The organism is Streptomyces scabichelini (assembly GCF_011045015.1).
In the GTDB taxonomy this organism is placed as follows: domain Bacteria; phylum Actinomycetota; class Actinomycetes; order Streptomycetales; family Streptomycetaceae; genus Streptomyces; species Streptomyces scabichelini.
On sequence record NZ_JAAKZY010000114.1, the window covers coordinates 1 to 18667 of the forward strand.

The window sequence follows — 18667 nt, forward strand, 5'->3', positions numbered from 1 at the left end:
GGGTGGGGGTCTGCGCAGAGCTCACTTCTGAAGGGTATCCCTCGGCCCACGCCCCCCGGCCGCCCGATCCCCACCTCTGTATGGGTCGAGAACCTTCGGTAGGTACGCTGCATCGCATGCGTGCACTTCTCGTGGTCAATCCGGCAGCTACTACCACAAGCGCACGCACGCGTGACGTCTTGATCCATGCCCTGGCGAGCGAGATGAAGCTCGAGGCGGTCACCACCGAGTACCGCGGGCACGCCCGGGACCTCGGCCGGCAGGCGGCGGAGAGCAAGGACATCGAACTGATCGTGGCCCTCGGCGGCGACGGCACGGTCAACGAGGTCGTGAACGGTCTGCTGCACCAGGGCCCCGACCCCGACCGTCTGCCCCGCCTCGCCGTCGTCCCCGGCGGCTCCACCAACGTCTTCGCCCGCGCTCTTGGTCTGCCCAACCACCCCGTGGAGGCCACCGGCGCCCTGCTCGACGCGCTGCGCGAGGGCCGGGAGCGCACGGTCGGCCTGGGCCTCGCGGCGGGCACCGCCGGCACGGAGGACGAGGCGGTGCCGTCCCGCTGGTTCACGTTCTGCGCGGGCTTCGGCTTCGACGCGGGCGTGATAGGCCGGGTCGAGCAGCAGCGCGAGCGCGGCAAGCGCTCCACACACGCCCTTTATCTGCGTCAGGCGATGCGTCAGTTCCTGGGCGAGCCTCATCGCCGGCACGGCACCCTCACGCTGGAGCGAACCGGTGAGGATCCGGTGTCCGATCTGGTGATGTCGATCGTCTGCAATACCTCGCCCTGGACGTATCTGGGTAATCGCCCGGTGTATGCGTCACCTAAGGCCTCGTTCGAAACCGGCCTGGACGTATTGGGCCTCAGCCGGATGTCCACGGCCGCGGTCGCCCGATATGCCACGCAGTTGCTCACTTCGTCCCCCGAGCGGGGCCCTCACGGCAAGCACGCTTTGTCCCTGCATGATCTGACGGACTTCACCTTGCATTCGAAGGTGCCACTGCCCCTCCAGATGGACGGTGACCATCTGGGGCTGCGTACCAGCGTGACGTTCACAGGCGTTCGCCGTGCACTGCGTGTGATTGTGTGAGCAGAAGGGGCTAAAGTCCTTTCACTCGAACGTTTAGGCCAGGGTCCACCCCATGGAAGTACGGCTGTGACCTAGTCGACACCGAGGAATCAAAAAAAACTTTCCAGAAGGGGTTGTATCCGCCGCTGAGGTTTGCGAGTCTCTACGTGGCGCTCGGGACGGCCCGCACAATCGGCCCCACAGAGAGCCAGAACCCCTCCTCACTTCAAGGACCACGCCAGTCCGTCTGGTAGTCGGCCCTTCACTTGTTGAGGGATTCGTGAAAGCGTTCACATTCACAAGCAACCCGCATGTAATACCAAGGAGAGGTAGCAGCCATGGACTGGCGTCACAACGCCGTTTGCCGCGAGGAAGACCCCGAGCTGTTCTTCCCCATCGGCAACACCGGTCCTGCGCTGCTGCAGATCGAGGAAGCCAAGGCCGTCTGCCGCCGCTGCCCCGTCATGGAGCAGTGCCTGCAGTGGGCGCTCGAGTCCGGCCAGGACTCCGGCGTCTGGGGTGGTCTCAGCGAGGACGAGCGCCGCGCCATGAAGCGCCGCGCCGCCCGCAACCGGGCCCGTCAGGCCTCCGCCTGACAACCCGCCCCGCAACAGCCTGAGCTTGGCGGCGCGTACGGCGAGTACGCATCTCCCGCCCCCGAGCCGCAGCGCGCAGTACCCCCCGATGCGTAGCACGAGCACTAGCCCTGGATCACAAGTGATCCAGGGCTCATTGCTGTGTGCGTCGGTGTGAGTTACGTGCGCCTGTGTGCGTTGCTTGTGCGCCCGGTGCGTTACTTGTGCGCCTGCACCGGGACGTCCAGGATCACCCGCGTGCCGCGCTCGGGGGCCGGGACCATGTCGAACGTACCGCCCAACTCGCCCTCCACCAGGGTCCGTACGATCTGCAGGCCGAGGTTGCCCGAGCGCTGCGGGTCGAAGCCCTGCGGGAGGCCGATGCCGTCGTCCTGGACGGTGACCAGGAGGCGGGCGTCCTTGGTGGTGCCGCCGCGGACCGCCGAGACCTCGACGGTGCCGCGGTCGCCCTCGCGGAAGCCGTGTTCGAGCGCGTTCTGCAGGACTTCCGTGAGGACCATGGAGAGCGGGGTCGCGACCTCGGCGTCGAGTATGCCGAAGCGGCCGGTTCGCCGGCCCGTGACCTTGCCCGGCGAGATCTCGGCGACCATGGCGAGCACACGGTCGGCGATCTCGTCGAACTCCACGCGCTCGTCCAGGTTCTGAGACAGCGTCTCGTGCACGATCGCGATCGACCCGACGCGGCGTACGGCCTCTTCGAGGGCTTCGCGCCCCGTGTCGGAGTCGATACGGCGGGCCTGGAGCCGCAGCAGGGCCGCGACCGTCTGGAGGTTGTTCTTCACCCGGTGGTGGATCTCCCGGATGGTCGCGTCCTTGGTGATCAACTCGCGCTCGCGCCGGCGGAGTTCGGTGACGTCACGCAGGAGGACCAGTGAACCGACGCGGGTGCCCTTGGGTTTGAGCGGGATCGCGCGGAGCTGGATCACACCGTCATTGCTCTCGATCTCGAACTCGCGCGGCGCCCAGCCGCTGGCGACCTTGGCCAGGGCCTCGTCCACCGGGCCCCGGGACGGGGCGAGTTCGGCCGTGGTCTTGCCCAGATGGTGGCCGACGAGGTCGACGGCCAGGCCGAGGCGGTGGTACGCGGACAACGCGTTCGGCGACGCGTACTGGACGAGGCCGTCCGCGTCGAGCCGGATCAGGCCGTCGCCCACCCGGGGCGAGGCGTCCATGTCGACCAGCTGGTTCGGGAACGGGAAGGAGCCCGCCGCGATCATCTGGGCGAGGTCGGACGCGCTCTGGAGATAGGTGAGTTCGAGCCGTGAGGGGGTGCGCACGGTGAGCAGGTTGGTGTTGCGGGCGATGACGCCCAGGACGCGCCCCTCCCTGCGTACGGGTATGGACTCGACCCGTACGGGGACCTCCTCGCGCCACTCGGGGTCTCCCTCGCGCACGATCCGGCCCTCGTCCAGGGCGGCGTCCAGCATGGGGCGGCGGCCGCGCGGGACGAGGTGGCCGACCATGTCGTCCTGGTACGAGGTGGGGCCGGTGTTGGGCCGCATCTGGGCCACGGAGACATAGCGGGTGCCGTCGCGTGTGGGGACCCACAGGACGAGGTCGGCGAAGGAAAGATCGGAGAGGAGCTGCCACTCCGAGACCAGCAGATGGAGCCACTCGAGGTCGGAGTCACCGAGGGCGGTGTGCTGGCGGACGAGGTCGTTCATGGAGGGCACAAGTGCGAGCGTACCTGGGCACTCGGACATGACCCGAAATCGTCGGCTTCGGGGGACCTCTTCACAGGTTCACAGGGCTCCTCACACGGCCCCGGAAACACCCGCGGGCCGCGGCGCCTGAGAGGGACCCTCAACCCTCCCGGCACCGCAGCCCGGAGCAGCATCGGCCGTGGGGTGTGCGGCCCCGGTCGGCCGAAGGATGAGGAGCCGGCGCAGTCAGGGCAGAGAGCCCCGGTTCCTCGGTCCGTCTTCCTGTGCGGGGAAGACGGAGGCTTGGTCGGTCAGAGCTTGATCATTCAGTTGCATGCTCAAGCTTTGTCTACACATTGTGGACTAGACCACTCACGCCTGTCCATGCGTTGGCAGTTGTTTGTTGTTGTCTCTTTATCCAACAACCTCACGCCCACTTTCCACCACGCAGCCTAACCCCGAACGGCTCACGAGCGGGGCCAGATTGTCAGGGCAAGTCCGGCGAGCGCCTCCAGTTCTTCTTTGGTGGCTCCGTCGCGGGCCTGCTGGGACATGCCCTGGATCATGGCTCCGACGTGCCGGGCGAGGGCTGCGGCGTCGACGTCCGCGGGCAGCTCACCTGCGGCGATGCCGGCTCTTATACGGCTCTCTATGGCGGCGATGTTGGCGTTGCGCCGCTCGCGCAGGGACTCCTCCACCTCGGGGGTGGTGCAGTTGGTCGCCGCGTGGATGACGAGGCAGCCTCGCGGGCGGCCCGGCTCGGTGTACTCGGCCGCCGCCTCGCGCAGCATCCGTTCCACCGCGGCGCGGGCCGTCGGCTCCTCGACGAGGGCCCGGTCGCCGAACGAGCCGTACCTCGCGCCGTACTCGCGCACGACCTCGCCGAAGAGCGAACGCTTGTCGCCGAAGGCCGCGTACAGGCTGGGGGCGCCGATGCCCATGACCTTGGTGAGATCGGAGACCGAGGTCGCTTCGTAGCCCCGCTCCCAGAAGGCGAGGATCGCCTTCTCCAGCGCGGTCTCGCGGTCGAAGGACCGGGGGCGGCCGCGATGCTTGGCCCGGCCGCGGCTTGCGTCCGGCGTGGCCTGCGGTTTCGTCTCGCGGTCGGTCTCGGGTTTCGTCACCATGGGTTCATTTTATAGCGGGCACTAGAGAAATGTCGGCGGCCTGTTGTACGGTCTTTTCTGTAGCGACCGCTAGAGAATTTTGGAGGGGCGTCGGCATGGGCGTGCTTGCGGGCAGGACGGCACTGGTGACGGGTGGCAGCAGGGGTATCGGGCGGGGTATCGCCGAGCGGCTGGGGCGCGACGGGGCGCGGGTCGGGGTGCACTACGGGCGCAATGAGGCGGCGGCGAAGGAGACGGTCGCCGCGATCGAGGCGACGGGCGGATCGGCGTTCGCGATCGGGGTCGAGCTGGGACTGCCGGGGGACGCCGAGGCCCTGTGGGAGAAGTTCGACCGGCACGCGGACGGACTGGACATCCTGGTGAACAACGCCGGGATCGGAACGTCACGTCCGCTCGGGGAGATCGACGAGGAGGAGTACGACAGGGTCTTCGCGGTGAACGTGAAGTCCCCGCACTTCATCGTCAAGCACGGCCTCGGCCGGCTGCGGGACGGCGGCCGGGTCATCAACATCTCCTCGGGGCTCGCGCGGACCGCGGTGATGCCCGACAAGATGGCGTACGCGATGACGAAGGGAGCCCTGGACGTCTTCACCCGGGACCTGTCCAAGGTGCTGGGCCCGCGGGGGATCACGGTGAACTCCGTGGCGCCGGGCATCATCGACACGGACAACACCGCCGAGCTCCTGCACGCGAGCGAGGACGCGTGGGCACAGGCCGCGGCGATATCGGCGCTGGGCCGGGTGGGGGCGCCGGCCGATGTGGCGGACGCGGTGGCGTTCCTGGCGTCGGACGGTGGCCGGTGGATCACGGGGAGCTGGGTGGATGCGACGGGAGGTTCACTGACTTGACCTGCCCCCTTCTCCTGCCGGGAAGACGACTCTGCTAGATTGGTCTAAACCACAGATGCCTCCCCCCGATCCCAGTTGAGTCCCCTCTCTTCAGATCTCCTCAGATCTCTTCAGAACGGCAGGCCCAGCGTGGAAGTTGTCATCGTTCCGGACGCCGCGGCGGGTGGCGAGCTCATCGCCGAGGCCATGGCGGAGCTGCTCCGGCGCAAGCCCGACGCCCTGCTCGGTGTGGCGACCGGCTCCACTCCGCTGCCCATCTACGAGGCGCTGGCGGCGAAGGCGGGCGCCGGGGCCGTGGATGTCTCACGGGCGCGAATAGCGCAGCTCGACGAGTACGTGGGGCTGCCGGCCGAGCATCCCGAGTCGTACCGTTCCGTGCTGCGGCGTGAGGTGCTGGAGCCGCTGGGCCTCGACCCCGGTGCGTTCATGGGGCCGGACGGGACGGCGTCGGACGTGCAGGCCGCATGCGAGGCGTACGACAAGGCGCTCGCCGAGGCCGGCGGGGTGGACCTCCAGTTGCTCGGCATAGGGACCGACGGGCACATCGGGTTCAACGAGCCGTGCTCGTCGCTCGCTTCACGTACGCGGATCAAGACGCTGACCGAGCAGACCCGCGTCGACAACGCGCGGTTCTTCGGGGGTGACATCGGGCAGGTCCCGCATCACGTCATCACCCAGGGGATCGGGACGATCCTGGAGGCACGGCATCTGGTGCTGCTCGCCACGGGTGAGGGCAAGGCGGACGCCGTCGCGGCGACCGTCGAGGGGCCCATCGCCGCGGTGTGCCCCGCCTCGGCGCTCCAGCTGCATCCGCACGCCACGGTCGTCGTGGACGAGGCGGCCGCGTCCAAGCTGAAGTTCGCGGAGTACTTCCGGCACACCTATGCCAACAAGCCGGAGTGGCAGGGCATTTAGGCGCGAGGTCAATTCAGGGCGAGGACATTTCAGCACGAGGGCGTTCAGGGCGTGCGAAACGTACGAAGGTGCCGGGTCCCTCGCGGGGGACCCGGCACCTTCGCTCGTCACTTGTCACTTCTCGTTTGTCGCTTGTCGCTTGTCGCTTGTCGTTTGTGTGAGTGAGCGCGGCAGGCGGCTCACGTCCCGGCGATGACCTCCGCCGCCGCCAGACCGCAGACGCGGGCCGCCCCGTGTGTGGCGATGTGCAGCGAGCCCCGCGGCGGCGACTGGGGTACGCCCATCTCGACCACGATCGTGTCGGGGCGGGCGGCGAGGAGGGTGTCCAGGGCGCCGGCCATCCATGCGTGGCGGTGAGCGTCACGGACCACGGCGACGACACGGCGGGCCCCTGCGGCAGCGAGCGCCTCGGCACCGGCCCGCTCCCCCGCGAAACTCCCGGTCTCCGTACCCGGCAGCATCCGCTGGAGTTCGGCGGCGACACCCCAGGGGGTCTCGTCACCTACGGCGATGTTGGCGACGGGGGTGAAGGCCGCGACGTACGGCGCCTCGGTGACCGGCACGAAGTGCTTGCCCCGTGTGACCGTCAGCGCGCGACGCGCCGCGACCAGGCCGACGTCGACGCCTGCGCCGGCACCGGCACCGGCGGCCCTCCCGGAGCCCTCGGCCGCCACGGATCCCGGGTCCGAGGGCGGGGAGAGCTCCGAATCCGCGGAGCCGGCGTCCGAATCCGCGGGGCCGCCGGCTCCGGGAGAATCCCCGGCCCCGGATGTGCCGGGCGACGCGAAGGCGCCGTTGGCTCCCGGAGCCTCCGCCGCCGAAGCCGTCCACGATGCCAGCTCCCGTACCCGTCGTGCCGCGTCCGCCAGCCGTTCCTCCGGGAGCTCGCCCGCGCGGACCGCCGACACCAGGGCATCCCTGAGGCGCAGGACCGTCGCGTCGTCCGCCAGTCCTCCGCCCACGCAGATGGCGTCGGCTCCCGCGGCGATGGCGAGGACACTGCCCCGTTCGATGCCGTACGTGCCGGAAATGGCCTGCATTTCCATGCCGTCGGTGACGATGAGGCCGTCGTAGCCGAGTTCCTCGCGCAGCAGGCCGGTCAGGATGCGGTGCGAGAGGGTCGCGGGGCGGTTCGGGTCCAGGGACGGGACCAGGATGTGTGCGCTCATCACCGCTCGCGTGCCCGCCTCGATGGCCGCGCGGAACGGGGACAGCTCCCGGGAGTGCAGAACGGACAGCTCCGCGTCGATGCGCGGCAGCGCGTGGTGGGAGTCGACCGCCGTGTCGCCGTGGCCCGGGAAGTGTTTGGTGCAGGCCGCCACGCCCGCCGACTGGAGCCCCGAGACGTACGCGGCCGTGTGCCGGGCGACCAGGGACGGGTCGGCGCCGAAGGAGCGTACGCCGATGACGGGGTTGCCCGGGTTGGAGTTGATGTCGGCGGACGGTGCCCAGTTGAGGTTGACGCCGCAGGCCGCCAGGCGGCGGCCGAGTTCGGAGGCGACCTCCCGGGTCAGCGCGACGTCGTCGACCGCGCCCAGCGCGTGGTTGCCCGGGAACGACGACCCCGTACGCACCTCCAGGCGCGTGACATCACCCCCCTCCTCGTCGATGGCGACCAGGACGTCATCGCGCTCGGCGCGCAACTGGGCGGTGAGGGAGGCGAGTTGGGCGGGCGAGGCGATGTTGCGGCCGAAGAGGCCGACCGACGCCAGACCCTCCCCGAGCCGCCGCAGCAGCCAGGGGGGAGCCGAGGTCCCGGTGAAGCCGGGCTGCAGGACGGCGAGGGCATCGCGGGTCAGCGTGTCCGTGCCGGTGGTGATCGTCGTCATCGGGTGGCTATCCCTTCACCGCGGCGGAGGCAAACGTGGTCATCGGTGGCGTTATCCCTTCACCGCGCCGGAGGTGAGTCCGCTGACGGCCTTGCGCTGGAGGAAGACGAAGAGGACCAGGATCGGTACGGCGAAGAGCGAGGCCGCCGCCATCGTGGCCCCCCAGTCGTCGCCGAACGTCGTCTGGAAGCTGGAGAGCCACAGCGGAAGCGTCTGCTTCTCGATGCCCTTGTTGAGGATCAGGACCAGCGGGAACTCGTTCCACGCCGTGATGAAGCCGAAGAGCGACGTCGCCATCAGCCCCGGTGCCAGCAGCGGGAAGATGACCTTCACAAAGGCCTGCGTACGCGTGCAGCCGTCCACCATCGCCGACTCCTCCAGCTCCTTCGGCACGGCGGCTACATACCCACGCAGCGTCAGGATGGTGAAGGGCAGCACCATGATCATGTAGAAGACCGTGAGCGGTACGAGGCTGTCGAGCAGGTCCGCGTCGCGCACGATCATGTAGATCGCGATGACCATGACCTCCCAGGGAGCCATCTGCGCGATCATGAAGGTCAGGATGAAGCCGCGCCGCCCCTTGAACCGCATCCGGGCCAGCGCGAAGGACGCCAGCAGCGCGATGACGAGGGAGAAGACCACCGAAAGCACGGTCACCGTCAGGGAGTTGCCGACCAGCGTCCAGAAGTGGTCGGCGTCCATGGCCCGTTGGAAGTGGTCGAAGGTGATGTCGGTCGGCAGGAAGACCGGGTCGTCCGCGATGATGTCGCCGGTCGGCTTCAGCGAGGTCGCGAACATCCAGTAGACGGGGAACGCGAAGACGACGAAGAGGACGATCGCGGTCGCGTTGGGCCACAGGCGGGCCGGCAGGGAGCGTTTCACAGCTCGTCCTCCTCTTGCTTGAGAACGGTACGCAGGTAGTACGCGGTCAGGCCGAGCAGAATCAGAATCGTCAGGAACGAGATGGCCGCGCCCATGCCGAAGTGCTGGTTGCCGGGGCCCTCGACGAACGCGTAGATCGGCAGGGTCTCGGTGAGCCGGTCGGGGCCGCCCTCGTTCATCGCGAAGATCTGCGGGAACGCCTTGAAGACCCAGATGACTTCCAGGAAGGTCGTGGCCCACAGGAAAGGCCGCAGGAACGGGAAGGTCACCCAGGTGAAGCTCTTCCACACACCAGCCCCGTCGATCGAGGCGGCCTCGTACAGCTCTTTGGGGATCGTGGTCGTGGCGGCGTACAGGTTGATCGCCACGAACGGGATGGACTGCCAGACGATCAGCAGCGTGATCACGGAGAAGGTGGAGAACTGCGTGCCGAACCAGTTGTAGTCGGCCATCGACTCCCAGCCCGCCTTGGCCAGCAGCCAGTTGACGACGCCGAAGCGCTGGGCGAACAGCCACTGGTAGACGGTGGTCGCGGCGATCACCGGCATCGCCCAGGCGAGGACGAGGCCGAGCATCAGCAGCAGCCGCATGCGCTTGCCGAGCCGGGCCAGGAGGAGGCCGACGAGCGTGCCGAACACCATGATGAGGACGACGTTGACGGCGGTGAAGACGACCGTCCGCTGGACGACCTTCCAGAACTCCGAACTGCCCAGGACCTCTGTGTAGTTGGCGACGCCGTTCCACTCGGTGAGATGGAGGATCAGCTGGCGCGGGTTGAGGTTCTGGAACGACAGCATGCCGTTCTTGACCAGCGGCCAGCCGAGCAGCACCACGGTGGCGAGCAGCGCGGGCAGCAGGAGAAGGTACGGGGCGGGGGCTCCGCGGCGCCCGCCGGCGGGGCCCGGGCCGGACGGAGGTGTCTCGGTCTTACGGACGCCGGGGTTCTTGGGGACACCGGACGCCGCGGCCGTGTCCGCCTCCGTGTCCGTGCGTTCGGTCTGCACTGACATGCTCGCCATCTCTCCGGATCGCACTGGCACTTGCAGGTGCGCGCCGGGGGACGGTCACCCGTCCCCCGGCGCGAAGGTGATCAGCTGCTCTGCGAGAGCCGGTCGTTGATCTCGTCCTCGACCTGCTGGGCGGCGTCGGCGGGCGACTTCCCCTTCAGGACCGCGGTCATGTACGTCTTGATCGGGTTCGGCGTGTTCTCCACGGCGGCCCACGCGGGGATCAGCGGCGTGGTGCCGCCCTGCGCGGCGGCCGGGGCGGCGGCCTCGGCGACGACGTTGCCGACCAGGACGGAGTTGAGCGACTCCTTGTTCGGGATGACGCCGTTCTCCTTGGCGAGCGCGCCCTCGAACTTGTCGGACAGTGCCATCTTCAGGAACTCCTGGGCGAGTTCCTGCTTCTTGCTGCCCGCGGCCACCGCGAGGTTGGAGCCGCCGAGGAAGACGCCCTCGGGCTTGTCGGCAGTCTCACCGGGGATGGTGAAGTAGCCGATGTCCTTCTCGATCTTCTTGTTGGCGGCGATGGCCGTGCCGGCCTCCCAGCCCATGCCGATGAAGGCGCCGACGTCGCCCTTGGCGAAGACCTCGGCCTGCTGCGGGGTCGCCTCGTCCTTGTCCTTGGGGGCCTTGGAGAACGACTGGTACTTCTTGTAGATCTCCATGGCCTGGCCGACCTTGGGGTCGGAGAGGTTGGAGACGTACTTGTCCCCCTCCTTCTTCACCAGGTCGGCGCCCTGCCCGATGGTGAGGCCGTCGAAGAAGTACCAGTTCTGGCCGGGCAGGTAGAGGGGCTCGGCGTCGGTCTTCTTCTCGATGGTCTCCAGGGCGTCGAAGAACTCGTCCCGGGTCTTCGGGGTGTCCTTGATGCCGGCGTCGGCCCAGACCTTCTTGTTGTAGATGACAACGCGGTTGGCGAAGTACCAGGGCGCCGCGTACTGCTTGTCCTCGTACACCGCGGACTCGTTGAGGTTCTCGGACCAGTCGGTGCCGATCTCGCTCTTGAGGTCGCTGAGGTCGGCGAGGCCGCCGGTGGCCGCGTACGCCGGGGTCTGGGTGTTGCCGACCTCGATGACGTCCGGCGGGGTCGACTCGGAGAGGGCGGTGGTGATCTTCTGCTGGATCCCGTCCCACTTCTGGGTCTCGAACTTCAGCGTGGCGCCGGTCTTCTTCTCGAAGGCGGCGGTCAGGTCCTTGGTCCAGTTCGGCGGCGTCGAGCCGTCCATGGCCCAGACGGTCAGGGTCTCGCCCTTGAAGCCGTCGGCCCCCGCCTTCTTCCCGCTGTCACCGTCGTCGCCGCCACAGGCCGCGACCGACATCAACATGCCCGCGACACCGACGGCCGCGATGAGCTTGCGCTGCATGACACCCCTCCTCGCCTGGCCCTCAGTGGTGTAGACCAGTAGGGGGAGCTTGGACTAGACCTAGGGGGGTGTCAAGGGTGAACAAGCCCGTCCCGGACGTCCGTTACGCGAACTACATATGCAAGAACCTTTAAGCAGGAAGGCAGCGAAAAGAGCAGGTCCGCCCGCGCATCCGGAAGTGGACCACTCCGGCGCGACCACCACAGGGTGGACTAGACCAACAGGAGTCCGCGGCGGTATACAGAGGGATCACGGAGCGTGCGAGCGGACACTCGCGCCACAAGCCGTGCCACGATGTGAGCCGTGGCCGACGCATACGTCGGCCCCATCGGCACCCGGAGCCGGAAGGCAGAGGATGAGCACCGACGTCAGCAGTGCGGAGAACGAGGGTGGGTCCCCCATCCGTACCGCGCGCGTGCCCAAGTACTACCGCCTCAAGAAGCATCTGCTCGACATGACGGAGACACTGCCGCCCGGCACGTCCGTACCCCCCGAGCGCACTCTCGCCGCCGAGTTCGACACCTCACGCACCACCGTCCGCCAGGCTCTCCAGGAGCTCGTGGTCGAGGGACGGCTCGAACGCATCCAGGGCAAGGGCACCTTCGTCGCCAAGCCGAAGGTCTCGCAGGCACTCCAACTCACCTCGTACACCGAGGACATGAGGGCCCAGGGCCTCGAACCCACCTCGCAGCTCCTGGACATCGGCTACATCACCGCCGACGACACCCTGGCCGGGCTGCTCGACATCGCGGCGGGCGGTCGCGTGCTGCGCATCGAGCGGCTGCGTATGGCCAACGGCGAGCCGATGGCGATCGAGACGACGCACCTGTCCGCGAAGCGCTTTCCGGCGCTGCGCAGGTCACTGGCCAAGTACACGTCCTTGTACACGGCGCTGGCCGAGGTGTACGACGTCCATCTCGCCGAGGCCGAGGAGACCATCGAGACCTCGCTGGCCACCCCCCGCGAGGCCGGCCTGCTCGGCACCGACGTGGGCCTGCCCATGCTGATGCTGTCGCGGCACTCACTGGACAAGGACGGCCAGCCGGTCGAGTGGGTCCGGTCGGTGTACCGGGGCGACCGGTACAAGTTCGTGGCGCGGCTCAAGCGGCCTGCGGATTAGAGCCACGGTGAGGGCTGGATCGGCCGGGGGTCCGGGGCCCGCGGCGGAGCCGCCAATGTCACAGCCCCCGGGACAATGCAGCGTGGCGCGGCTGAAGCGGCCTCAGGAGTAACCCGCGTGAGGTGATGCACGCGGTGTAGCGGAGATCCCGTTCCTGTTCTACGGTCCCCCCGTCACTCATGGACGGGAGGACGACCCGTGCGCACCGACAGCCCCCAGGCCGCATCGCCGGCCCCTCGCAAGGCAACTCCCCGAACCGTCGTCATCTGGACCCTCGTCGCGCTGGTGAGCGCGGCGGGCTGGGCCGTACTGGCGCTCTCGCGCGGGGAGGAGGTGTCGGCCGCCTGGATGGTGGCGGCCGCCCTCGGCTCGTACGCCATCGCCTATCGCTTCTACGCGAAGTTCATCGCGAACAAGGTCCTCAAGGTCGACAAGACCCGGGCCACGCCCGCGGAGCGGCTCAACAACGGCATCGACTTCCACCCCACCGACCGGCGCGTGCTGCTCGGCCATCACTTCGCGGCGATCGCCGGCGCGGGCCCGCTGGTGGGGCCCGTACTGGCCGCGCAGATGGGATACTTGCCCGGCACCATCTGGATCATCGTCGGCGTGATCTTCGCGGGTGCCGTGCAGGACATGGTGGTGCTCTTCTTCTCGACGCGCCGCGACGGCAGGTCGCTCGGGCAGATGGCGCGCGAGGAGATCGGGCCGTTCGGCGGGGCCGCGGCCCTGATCGCCGCCTTCGCCATCATGATCATCCTGCTCGGTGTACTGGCCCTGGTCATCGTCAACGCCCTTGCCGAGTCGCCCTGGGGCACCTTCTCCATCGCGATGACGATCCCGATCGCCCTGCTGATGGGCTTCTATCTGCGGGTCCTCAGGCCCGGCCGGGTCAGCGAGGTCTCGCTGATCGGTGTGGCACTGCTGCTTCTCGCGCTGGTCTCCGGGCGATGGGTCGCCGAGTCGTCCTGGGCCGACGCGTTCACGCTGGCGCCCTCGACGCTGGTGATCTGGCTGGTGGCGTACGGCTTCATCGCCTCGATCCTGCCCGTGTGGATGCTGCTCGCGCCCCGCGACTACCTCTCCACATTCATGAAGATCGGCACCATCGGGCTGCTGGCGATCGGCGTCGTCGTCGCGCTGCCGACCCTGAAGATGGACGCCGTCACGGACTTCGCCTCACGCGGCGACGGCCCCGTCTTCGCGGGCTCGCTCTTCCCGTTCGTCTTCATCACCATCGCCTGCGGCGCGCTGTCCGGCTTCCACTCGCTGATCTCGTCCGGTACGACGCCGAAGATGATCCAGAAGGAGACGCAGGTCCGGATGATCGGGTACGGCTCCATGCTCATGGAGTCGTCGGTCGCGGTCATGGCGCTGGTCGCGGCGTCGGTCATCGACCCGGGCCTGTACTTCGCGATGAACGCGCCGGCGGGCGTCATCGGGGACTCTGTCCAGAACGCCTCGCAGGTGGTGGGGAGTTGGGGCTACCAGATCTCTCCGGAGGATCTGGCGGCCGCCGCCCGCAACGTCGAGGAGGCGTCTTTGCTGTCGCGGACCGGCGGCGCGCCCACGCTCGCGATCGGCATCTCGGACATCTTCTCCCAGATCACCGGAGACAGTCTGCGCGCGTTCTGGTATCACTTCGCGATCATGTTCGAGGCGCTGTTCATCCTGACCGCGCTCGACGCCGGCACCCGCGTGGGCCGCTTCATGCTCCAGGACACCCTGGGCAACGTCTACAAGCCCTTCAAGAACGTGAGCTGGAAGCCCGGCCTCGTCATCACCAGCGGCATCGTCTGCGGTCTGTGGGGCTACTTCCTGTGGGTGGGCGTCCACGAACCGCTCGGCGGCATCAACCAGCTCTTCCCGATCTTCGGCATCTCCAACCAGCTCCTCGCGGCGGTCGCGCTGGCCGTCTGCACGACGCTGCTGGTGAAGTCGGGGCGCCTCAAGTGGGCCTGGGTCACCGGGATTCCGCTCGTCTGGGACGCCACGGTGACCTTGACGGCGAGCTGGCAGAAGGTGTTCTCCAGCGATCCACGGGTCGGCTTCTTCAAGCAGCGCTCGGTCTACCAGGACGCCATCGACCGGGGCGAGGTCCTCGCGCCCGCCAAGACCATGGACGACATGCGCACCGTGGTCACCAACTCCACGGTGGACGGCGTCCTTTCGGCCGTCCTCGCCCTGCTCATCGTGATCGTGATCGTGGACGCGACCAGGGTATGCATCAGGCATGTACGCCGCCCCGCGCTCTCCACGCTCAGCGAGGCGCCGTACGTGGAGTCGAAGATCGTCGCCCCGGCCGGGCTGTTCCCGACCCGGGAGGAGAAGGAGGAGGAGCGCGATGCTGTCGGGGCTGCTCCGGGTTCTTAGGTCCGTGCGGTGGTACGTACGCGAGTTGACCGACGAGTCCGCGTACGACCGGTATGTCGCTCACGTCCGCTCGGAGCACCCGGACGCGCTCGTGCCGTCCCGCCGGGAGTTCGAGCGGACGCGCACGGAACGTCAGGAGGCGGACCCCAGGCAGGGCTTCCGCTGCTGCTGAATATGTGTACAGCTCGTTCTGATTCCGGACAGGGCTTCCATACAAGGCTTCCCTAAAGCGGAACCGTCGCTTAGATTTCCTGCGCGTTACACAGGTGATCAACGAGGTGACGGAGCCACCGCATGTCAGACGAGTCCGATGCGTCAAGAGCGCATGAGGTGAAGCCACCGGTGGCGAAGCCGCCGGTGGTGTCACCGCCGACGGTGACACCACTCCGTGTGGTCATCGCCCTCTGCCTGCTGGCGCCGTTCGTGGCGATGCTCTGGGTGGGCTCGTACGCGAAGACCGACCCGGCCTTCATCGGCATCCCATTCTTCTACTGGTACCAAATGCTGTGGGTGCTCATCTCCACGGTGCTCACGATGATCGCGTACAAGCTGTGGCAGCGTGATCAGCGCGCCCGCAGGTCCGCCGAGTCCCAGGGCGGGGGTGCGTCGGCATGAAGGACGGCGTGAACGGCGTGGCACTCGCCGTCTTCATCTTCTTCTTCCTGGCCGTCACGGTCATGGGCTTCCTGGCCGCGCGCTGGCGCAAGGCCGCCGACGAGCAGAGCCTCGACGAATGGGGCCTGGGCGGACGGTCGTTCGGCACCTGGGTCACCTGGTTCCTGCTGGGCGGCGACCTCTACACGGCTTATACGTTCGTGGCGGTCCCGGCGGCGATCTACGCGGCGGGCGCGGCCGGCTTCTTCGCCGTCCCGTACACGATTCTCGTCTATCCCCTGATCTTCACGTTCCTGCCCCGCCTCTGGTCGGTGTCGCACAAGCACGGGTACGTGACGACCTCGGACTTCGTGCGCGGGCGGTTCGGCTCGAAGGGCCTGTCGCTGGCGGTCGCGGTGACCGGCATCCTCGCCACCATGCCGTACATCGCGCTCCAACTGGTCGGCATCCAGGCCGTCCTCGACGTGATGGGCCTCGGCGGCGGCGAGGACACCAACTGGTTCGTCAAGGACCTGCCGCTGCTGATCGCCTTCGGCGTGCTGGCGGCGTACACGTACTCGTCGGGTCTTCGTGCCCCCGCGCTGATCGCGTTCGTGAAGGACACCCTGATCTACATCGTGATCGCGGTGGCCATCATCTACATCCCGATCAAACTGGGCGGCTTCGACGACATCTTCGCCAAGGCGGGCGAGGCCTTCGGCCAGACCAACCCGGCGACGGGCGCGCCACGCGGCGCCCTGACACCGGGCGAGCCGGGCCAGTGGACATACGCGACGCTCGCGCTCGGCTCGGCCCTCGCGCTGTTCATGTACCCGCACTCGATCACGGCGACGCTGTCCTCGCGCAGCCGTGAGGTGATCCGCCGCAACACCACGATTCTGCCGCTGTACTCGCTGATGCTGGGCCTGCTCGCGCTGCTCGGGTTCATGGCGATCGCGGCCGGGATCAAGGTGCAGAACGGGCAGCTGGCGATTCCGCAGCTCTTCGAGACGATGTTCCCGGACTGGTTCGCGGGTGTGGCGTTCGCGGCGATCGGCATCGGCGCGCTGGTGCCGGCGGCGATCATGTCCATCGCGGCGGCGAACCTCTTCACGCGCAACATCTACAAGGACTTCATCCGGCCCGACGCGACTCCGGCCCAGGAGACCAAGGTTTCGAAACTGGTCTCCCTCCTTGTGAAGGTGGGCGCGCTGGCCTTCGTCCTGACCATGGACAAGACGGTCGCGATCAACTTCCAGCTCCTCGGCGGCATCTGGATCCTCCAGACCTTCCCGGCCCTGGTCGGCGGCCTCTTCACCCGCTGGTTCCACCGCTGGGCGCTGCTGGCGGGCTGGGCGGTCGGCATGGTGTACGGGACGGTGGCCGCGTACGGGGTCGCTTCGCCGACCCAGAAGCACTTCGGCGGCTCGGCCAAGGAGATTCCGGGGATCGGCGAGATCGGCTACATCGGTCTGACGGCGTTCGTGCTGAACGTGGTGGTGACGGTGGTCCTGACGTTCGCACTGCGCGCGGCGAAGGCGCCTGACGGCATCGACGAGACGTCTCCGGAGGACTACACGGCGGACGCGGGGGATGCGGGCGTGGCGGTGGAGCTGCCGCCGGCTACGGCTGGGGCGGCGCACTAGGGCAGGGGGCTCCGCCCCCTGGACCCCCGGTCCTCAAGCGCCGGACGGGCTGATTTTCCGCCGGGCGGGCTGATTTCAGCCCGTCCGGCGTTTGAGGACGAGGCCGCCAGGCCGATAGCGGGGGTCTGGGGGCGCAGCCCCCAGGAATGGGATGGGACGGGTAAGGGCGGCGGGGGCGAGACACCTCTGAGCTGGGCATTCGTGCGGTCCGGGGGCCATTGTCAGTGGGCTGCGGTAGCTTCCGAAGTGCTGCGCGCAAAGGCGCGTGCGACGGAATGAGCCACAGGGGTGGGTTGGCCATGAGCGACGGTACGGTGACGACGACGGATCTCGATGTCCGGCTGGAGAAGCACCGGGTCGAGCTGACGGGGTACTGCTACCGGATGCTCGGCTCGTCCTTCGAAGCCGAGGACGCGGTCCAGGACACGCTGGTACGGGCCTGGCGCAGCTACGACAAGTTCGAGGGCCGCTCCTCGATGCGCTCGTGGCTGTACCGGATCGCGACGAACGTATGCCTGGACATGCTGACGGCGGGCAACAAACGGGCCCGCCCGATGGACCTGACGGACTCGACGCCACTGGCGCAGGCGGCACTGACCCCGCGCCCGGACAACACCTGGCTGGAGCCGATGCCGGACAACCGCGTGCTGCCGACACCCAGCGACCCGGCCGAGGCGGCGGTGGCCAAGGAGTCGGTGCGCCTCGCCTTCATGGCCGCGCTCCAGCAACTGCCGGCCAAGCAGCGGGCCGTACTGATCCTGCGCGAGGTTCTGCAGTGGAAGGCGAGCGAGGTCGCCGAGCTGCTCGACACCACGGTCGCCTCGGTCAACAGCGCGCTCCAGCGGGCCCGGGCGACCCTCGCGGAGCGCGACGGCGCGGCCGTGGAGGGCGCCGTCTCCGACCCGCTCGACGAGGAGCAGCAGAAGCTCCTGGAGCGCTATGTGGCGGCGTTCGAGGGGTACGACATGACGGCGCTGACGGCGCTGCTGCACGAGGACGCCGTGATGACGATGCCGCCGTTCGACCTGTGGCTGAGCGGCCCCGAGGACATCACGGGCTTCATGACGACGCTGGGCGCCCCGTGTGCGAACTCGCACCTGGTGCCGGTCGAGGTCAACGGCCTGCCCGGCTTCGCCCAGTACAAGCCGGATCCGGAAAAGGGCGGCTACACGCCGTGGGCCGTGCAGGTCCTGGAGATATCAGACGGCCGGATCACCGGGTTCCACTGCTTCCTCGACACGCAGCGGTGGTTTCCTCTCTTCGGGCTGCCCCTCCACCTCGAAGCGGATGGCGACGAGGTCGAGCAGCGCGCGTAGCGCCGGGTCCGGGTCGCGCAGGCGTATCCGGCCCCCGGCCCGGCGGGCGGCGAGCTGGAGTCTGGCCAGTGCGTCGACGGTGGTCAGTCCGGGCGGACCGAGGCCCCCGACATCGCAGACCACGACCCCGGCGCCGGTGGCCTCCAGTCTCGCGCGCACGTCCTCGCACAGCCGGGGCACGTCATCACGGGCGACGGGGCCGAGCAGCACGAGTACAGCGGGTGTCATGGAGTTCACGAACGGTAGACCGGGCGGCGGCGCGTAACTCATCGCCGGGCCGGCGTGAGGTCGCGTGGTTCAAGGTCACATTGACCTGGGGAGGGCGTACCCCAGAGGGTTTGGTGTA

The 18667-nt window shown here is 68.3% G+C and carries 17 protein-coding genes; 10 read left to right on the forward strand and 7 right to left on the reverse strand.

Annotated elements, in window-relative coordinates:
* The first annotated feature begins 116 nt into the window (after window positions 1–116).
* Complete coding sequence (locus G5C60_RS30020; RefSeq protein ID WP_165264126.1) at window positions 117–1085, forward strand: diacylglycerol/lipid kinase family protein; 969 nt, start codon at window positions 117–119, stop codon at window positions 1083–1085.
* Window positions 1086–1402: 317 nt separating this feature from the next.
* A complete protein-coding gene (locus tag G5C60_RS30025; RefSeq protein WP_016639615.1) occupies window positions 1403–1660 on the forward strand; it encodes a WhiB family transcriptional regulator in 258 nt (85 codons plus the stop codon).
* Window positions 1661–1857: 197 nt separating this feature from the next.
* On the opposite strand, the gene G5C60_RS30030 is transcribed toward G5C60_RS30025, so the two are convergent.
* Entirely contained in the window at window positions 1858–3324 is a 1467-nt protein-coding gene (locus G5C60_RS30030; RefSeq protein ID WP_165264150.1) for a sensor histidine kinase, read from the reverse strand.
* 446 nt (window positions 3325–3770) lie between these two features.
* Entirely contained in the window at window positions 3771–4430 is a 660-nt protein-coding gene (locus tag G5C60_RS30035) for a TetR/AcrR family transcriptional regulator (protein WP_165264127.1), read from the reverse strand.
* A 95-nt stretch (window positions 4431–4525) separates the two neighbouring features.
* Here G5C60_RS30035 and G5C60_RS30040 point away from each other — a divergent pair, with 95 nt between their 5' ends.
* Window positions 4526–5278, forward strand: coding sequence for an SDR family oxidoreductase (locus tag G5C60_RS30040; protein ID WP_165264128.1), 753 nt, complete (start codon window positions 4526–4528; stop codon window positions 5276–5278).
* Between the two features lie 129 nt (window positions 5279–5407).
* Window positions 5408–6193, forward strand: a complete 786-nt coding sequence (gene nagB / locus G5C60_RS30045; RefSeq protein ID WP_165264129.1) for a glucosamine-6-phosphate deaminase — start codon at window positions 5408–5410, stop codon at window positions 6191–6193.
* A 179-nt stretch (window positions 6194–6372) separates the two neighbouring features.
* On the opposite strand, the gene G5C60_RS30050 is transcribed toward nagB, so the two are convergent.
* From G5C60_RS30050 to G5C60_RS30065, 4 genes are all read right to left on the reverse strand, one after another.
* Window positions 6373–8022 (reverse strand): glycoside hydrolase family 3 protein, encoded by a 1650-nt coding sequence (locus G5C60_RS30050; protein WP_165264130.1) that lies wholly within the window; start codon window positions 8020–8022, stop codon window positions 6373–6375.
* A gap of 51 nt (window positions 8023–8073) precedes the next feature.
* The gene (locus G5C60_RS30055; protein WP_165264131.1) at window positions 8074–8904 is read right to left on the reverse strand and encodes an ABC transporter permease subunit; all 831 of its coding nucleotides are present in this window, start codon (window positions 8902–8904) and stop codon (window positions 8074–8076) included.
* Complete coding sequence (locus G5C60_RS30060; protein ID WP_165264132.1) at window positions 8901–9914, reverse strand: carbohydrate ABC transporter permease; 1014 nt, start codon at window positions 9912–9914, stop codon at window positions 8901–8903. Before G5C60_RS30060 ends, G5C60_RS30055 begins: the two co-directional genes overlap by 4 nt.
* 80 nt (window positions 9915–9994) lie before the next feature.
* Window positions 9995–11272, reverse strand: coding sequence for an extracellular solute-binding protein (locus tag G5C60_RS30065; protein ID WP_165264133.1), 1278 nt, complete (start codon window positions 11270–11272; stop codon window positions 9995–9997).
* A gap of 355 nt (window positions 11273–11627) precedes the next feature.
* Here G5C60_RS30065 and G5C60_RS30070 point away from each other — a divergent pair, with 355 nt between their 5' ends.
* The 6 genes from G5C60_RS30070 (at window position 11628) to G5C60_RS30095 (ending at window position 18321) form a co-directional block, all read left to right on the forward strand.
* Window positions 11628–12392 (forward strand): GntR family transcriptional regulator, encoded by a 765-nt coding sequence (locus G5C60_RS30070; RefSeq protein WP_165264134.1) that lies wholly within the window; start codon window positions 11628–11630, stop codon window positions 12390–12392.
* A 198-nt stretch (window positions 12393–12590) separates the two neighbouring features.
* Window positions 12591–14765, forward strand: coding sequence for a carbon starvation CstA family protein (locus G5C60_RS30075; protein WP_165264135.1), 2175 nt, complete (start codon window positions 12591–12593; stop codon window positions 14763–14765).
* Window positions 14737–14937, forward strand: a complete 201-nt coding sequence (locus G5C60_RS30080) for a YbdD/YjiX family protein (protein ID WP_165264136.1) — start codon at window positions 14737–14739, stop codon at window positions 14935–14937. The genes G5C60_RS30075 and G5C60_RS30080 overlap by 29 nt, the downstream gene beginning before the upstream one ends.
* A gap of 170 nt (window positions 14938–15107) precedes the next feature.
* A complete protein-coding gene (locus tag G5C60_RS52400; protein ID WP_165264151.1) occupies window positions 15108–15380 on the forward strand; it encodes a DUF3311 domain-containing protein in 273 nt (90 codons plus the stop codon).
* On the forward strand, window positions 15377–17005 hold the full coding sequence (gene mctP / locus G5C60_RS30090; protein WP_165264137.1) for a monocarboxylate uptake permease MctP: 1629 nt from the start codon (window positions 15377–15379) through the stop codon (window positions 17003–17005). The genes G5C60_RS52400 and mctP overlap by 4 nt, the downstream gene beginning before the upstream one ends.
* A 299-nt stretch (window positions 17006–17304) precedes the next feature.
* Window positions 17305–18321, forward strand: coding sequence for a sigma-70 family RNA polymerase sigma factor (locus G5C60_RS30095; protein ID WP_165264138.1), 1017 nt, complete (start codon window positions 17305–17307; stop codon window positions 18319–18321).
* Here the strand turns inward: G5C60_RS30095 and G5C60_RS30100 are convergent.
* The gene (locus G5C60_RS30100; RefSeq protein WP_165264139.1) at window positions 18205–18591 is read right to left on the reverse strand and encodes an STAS domain-containing protein; all 387 of its coding nucleotides are present in this window, start codon (window positions 18589–18591) and stop codon (window positions 18205–18207) included. The genes G5C60_RS30095 and G5C60_RS30100 overlap by 117 nt on opposite strands.
* Window positions 18592–18667 lie beyond the last annotated feature (76 nt).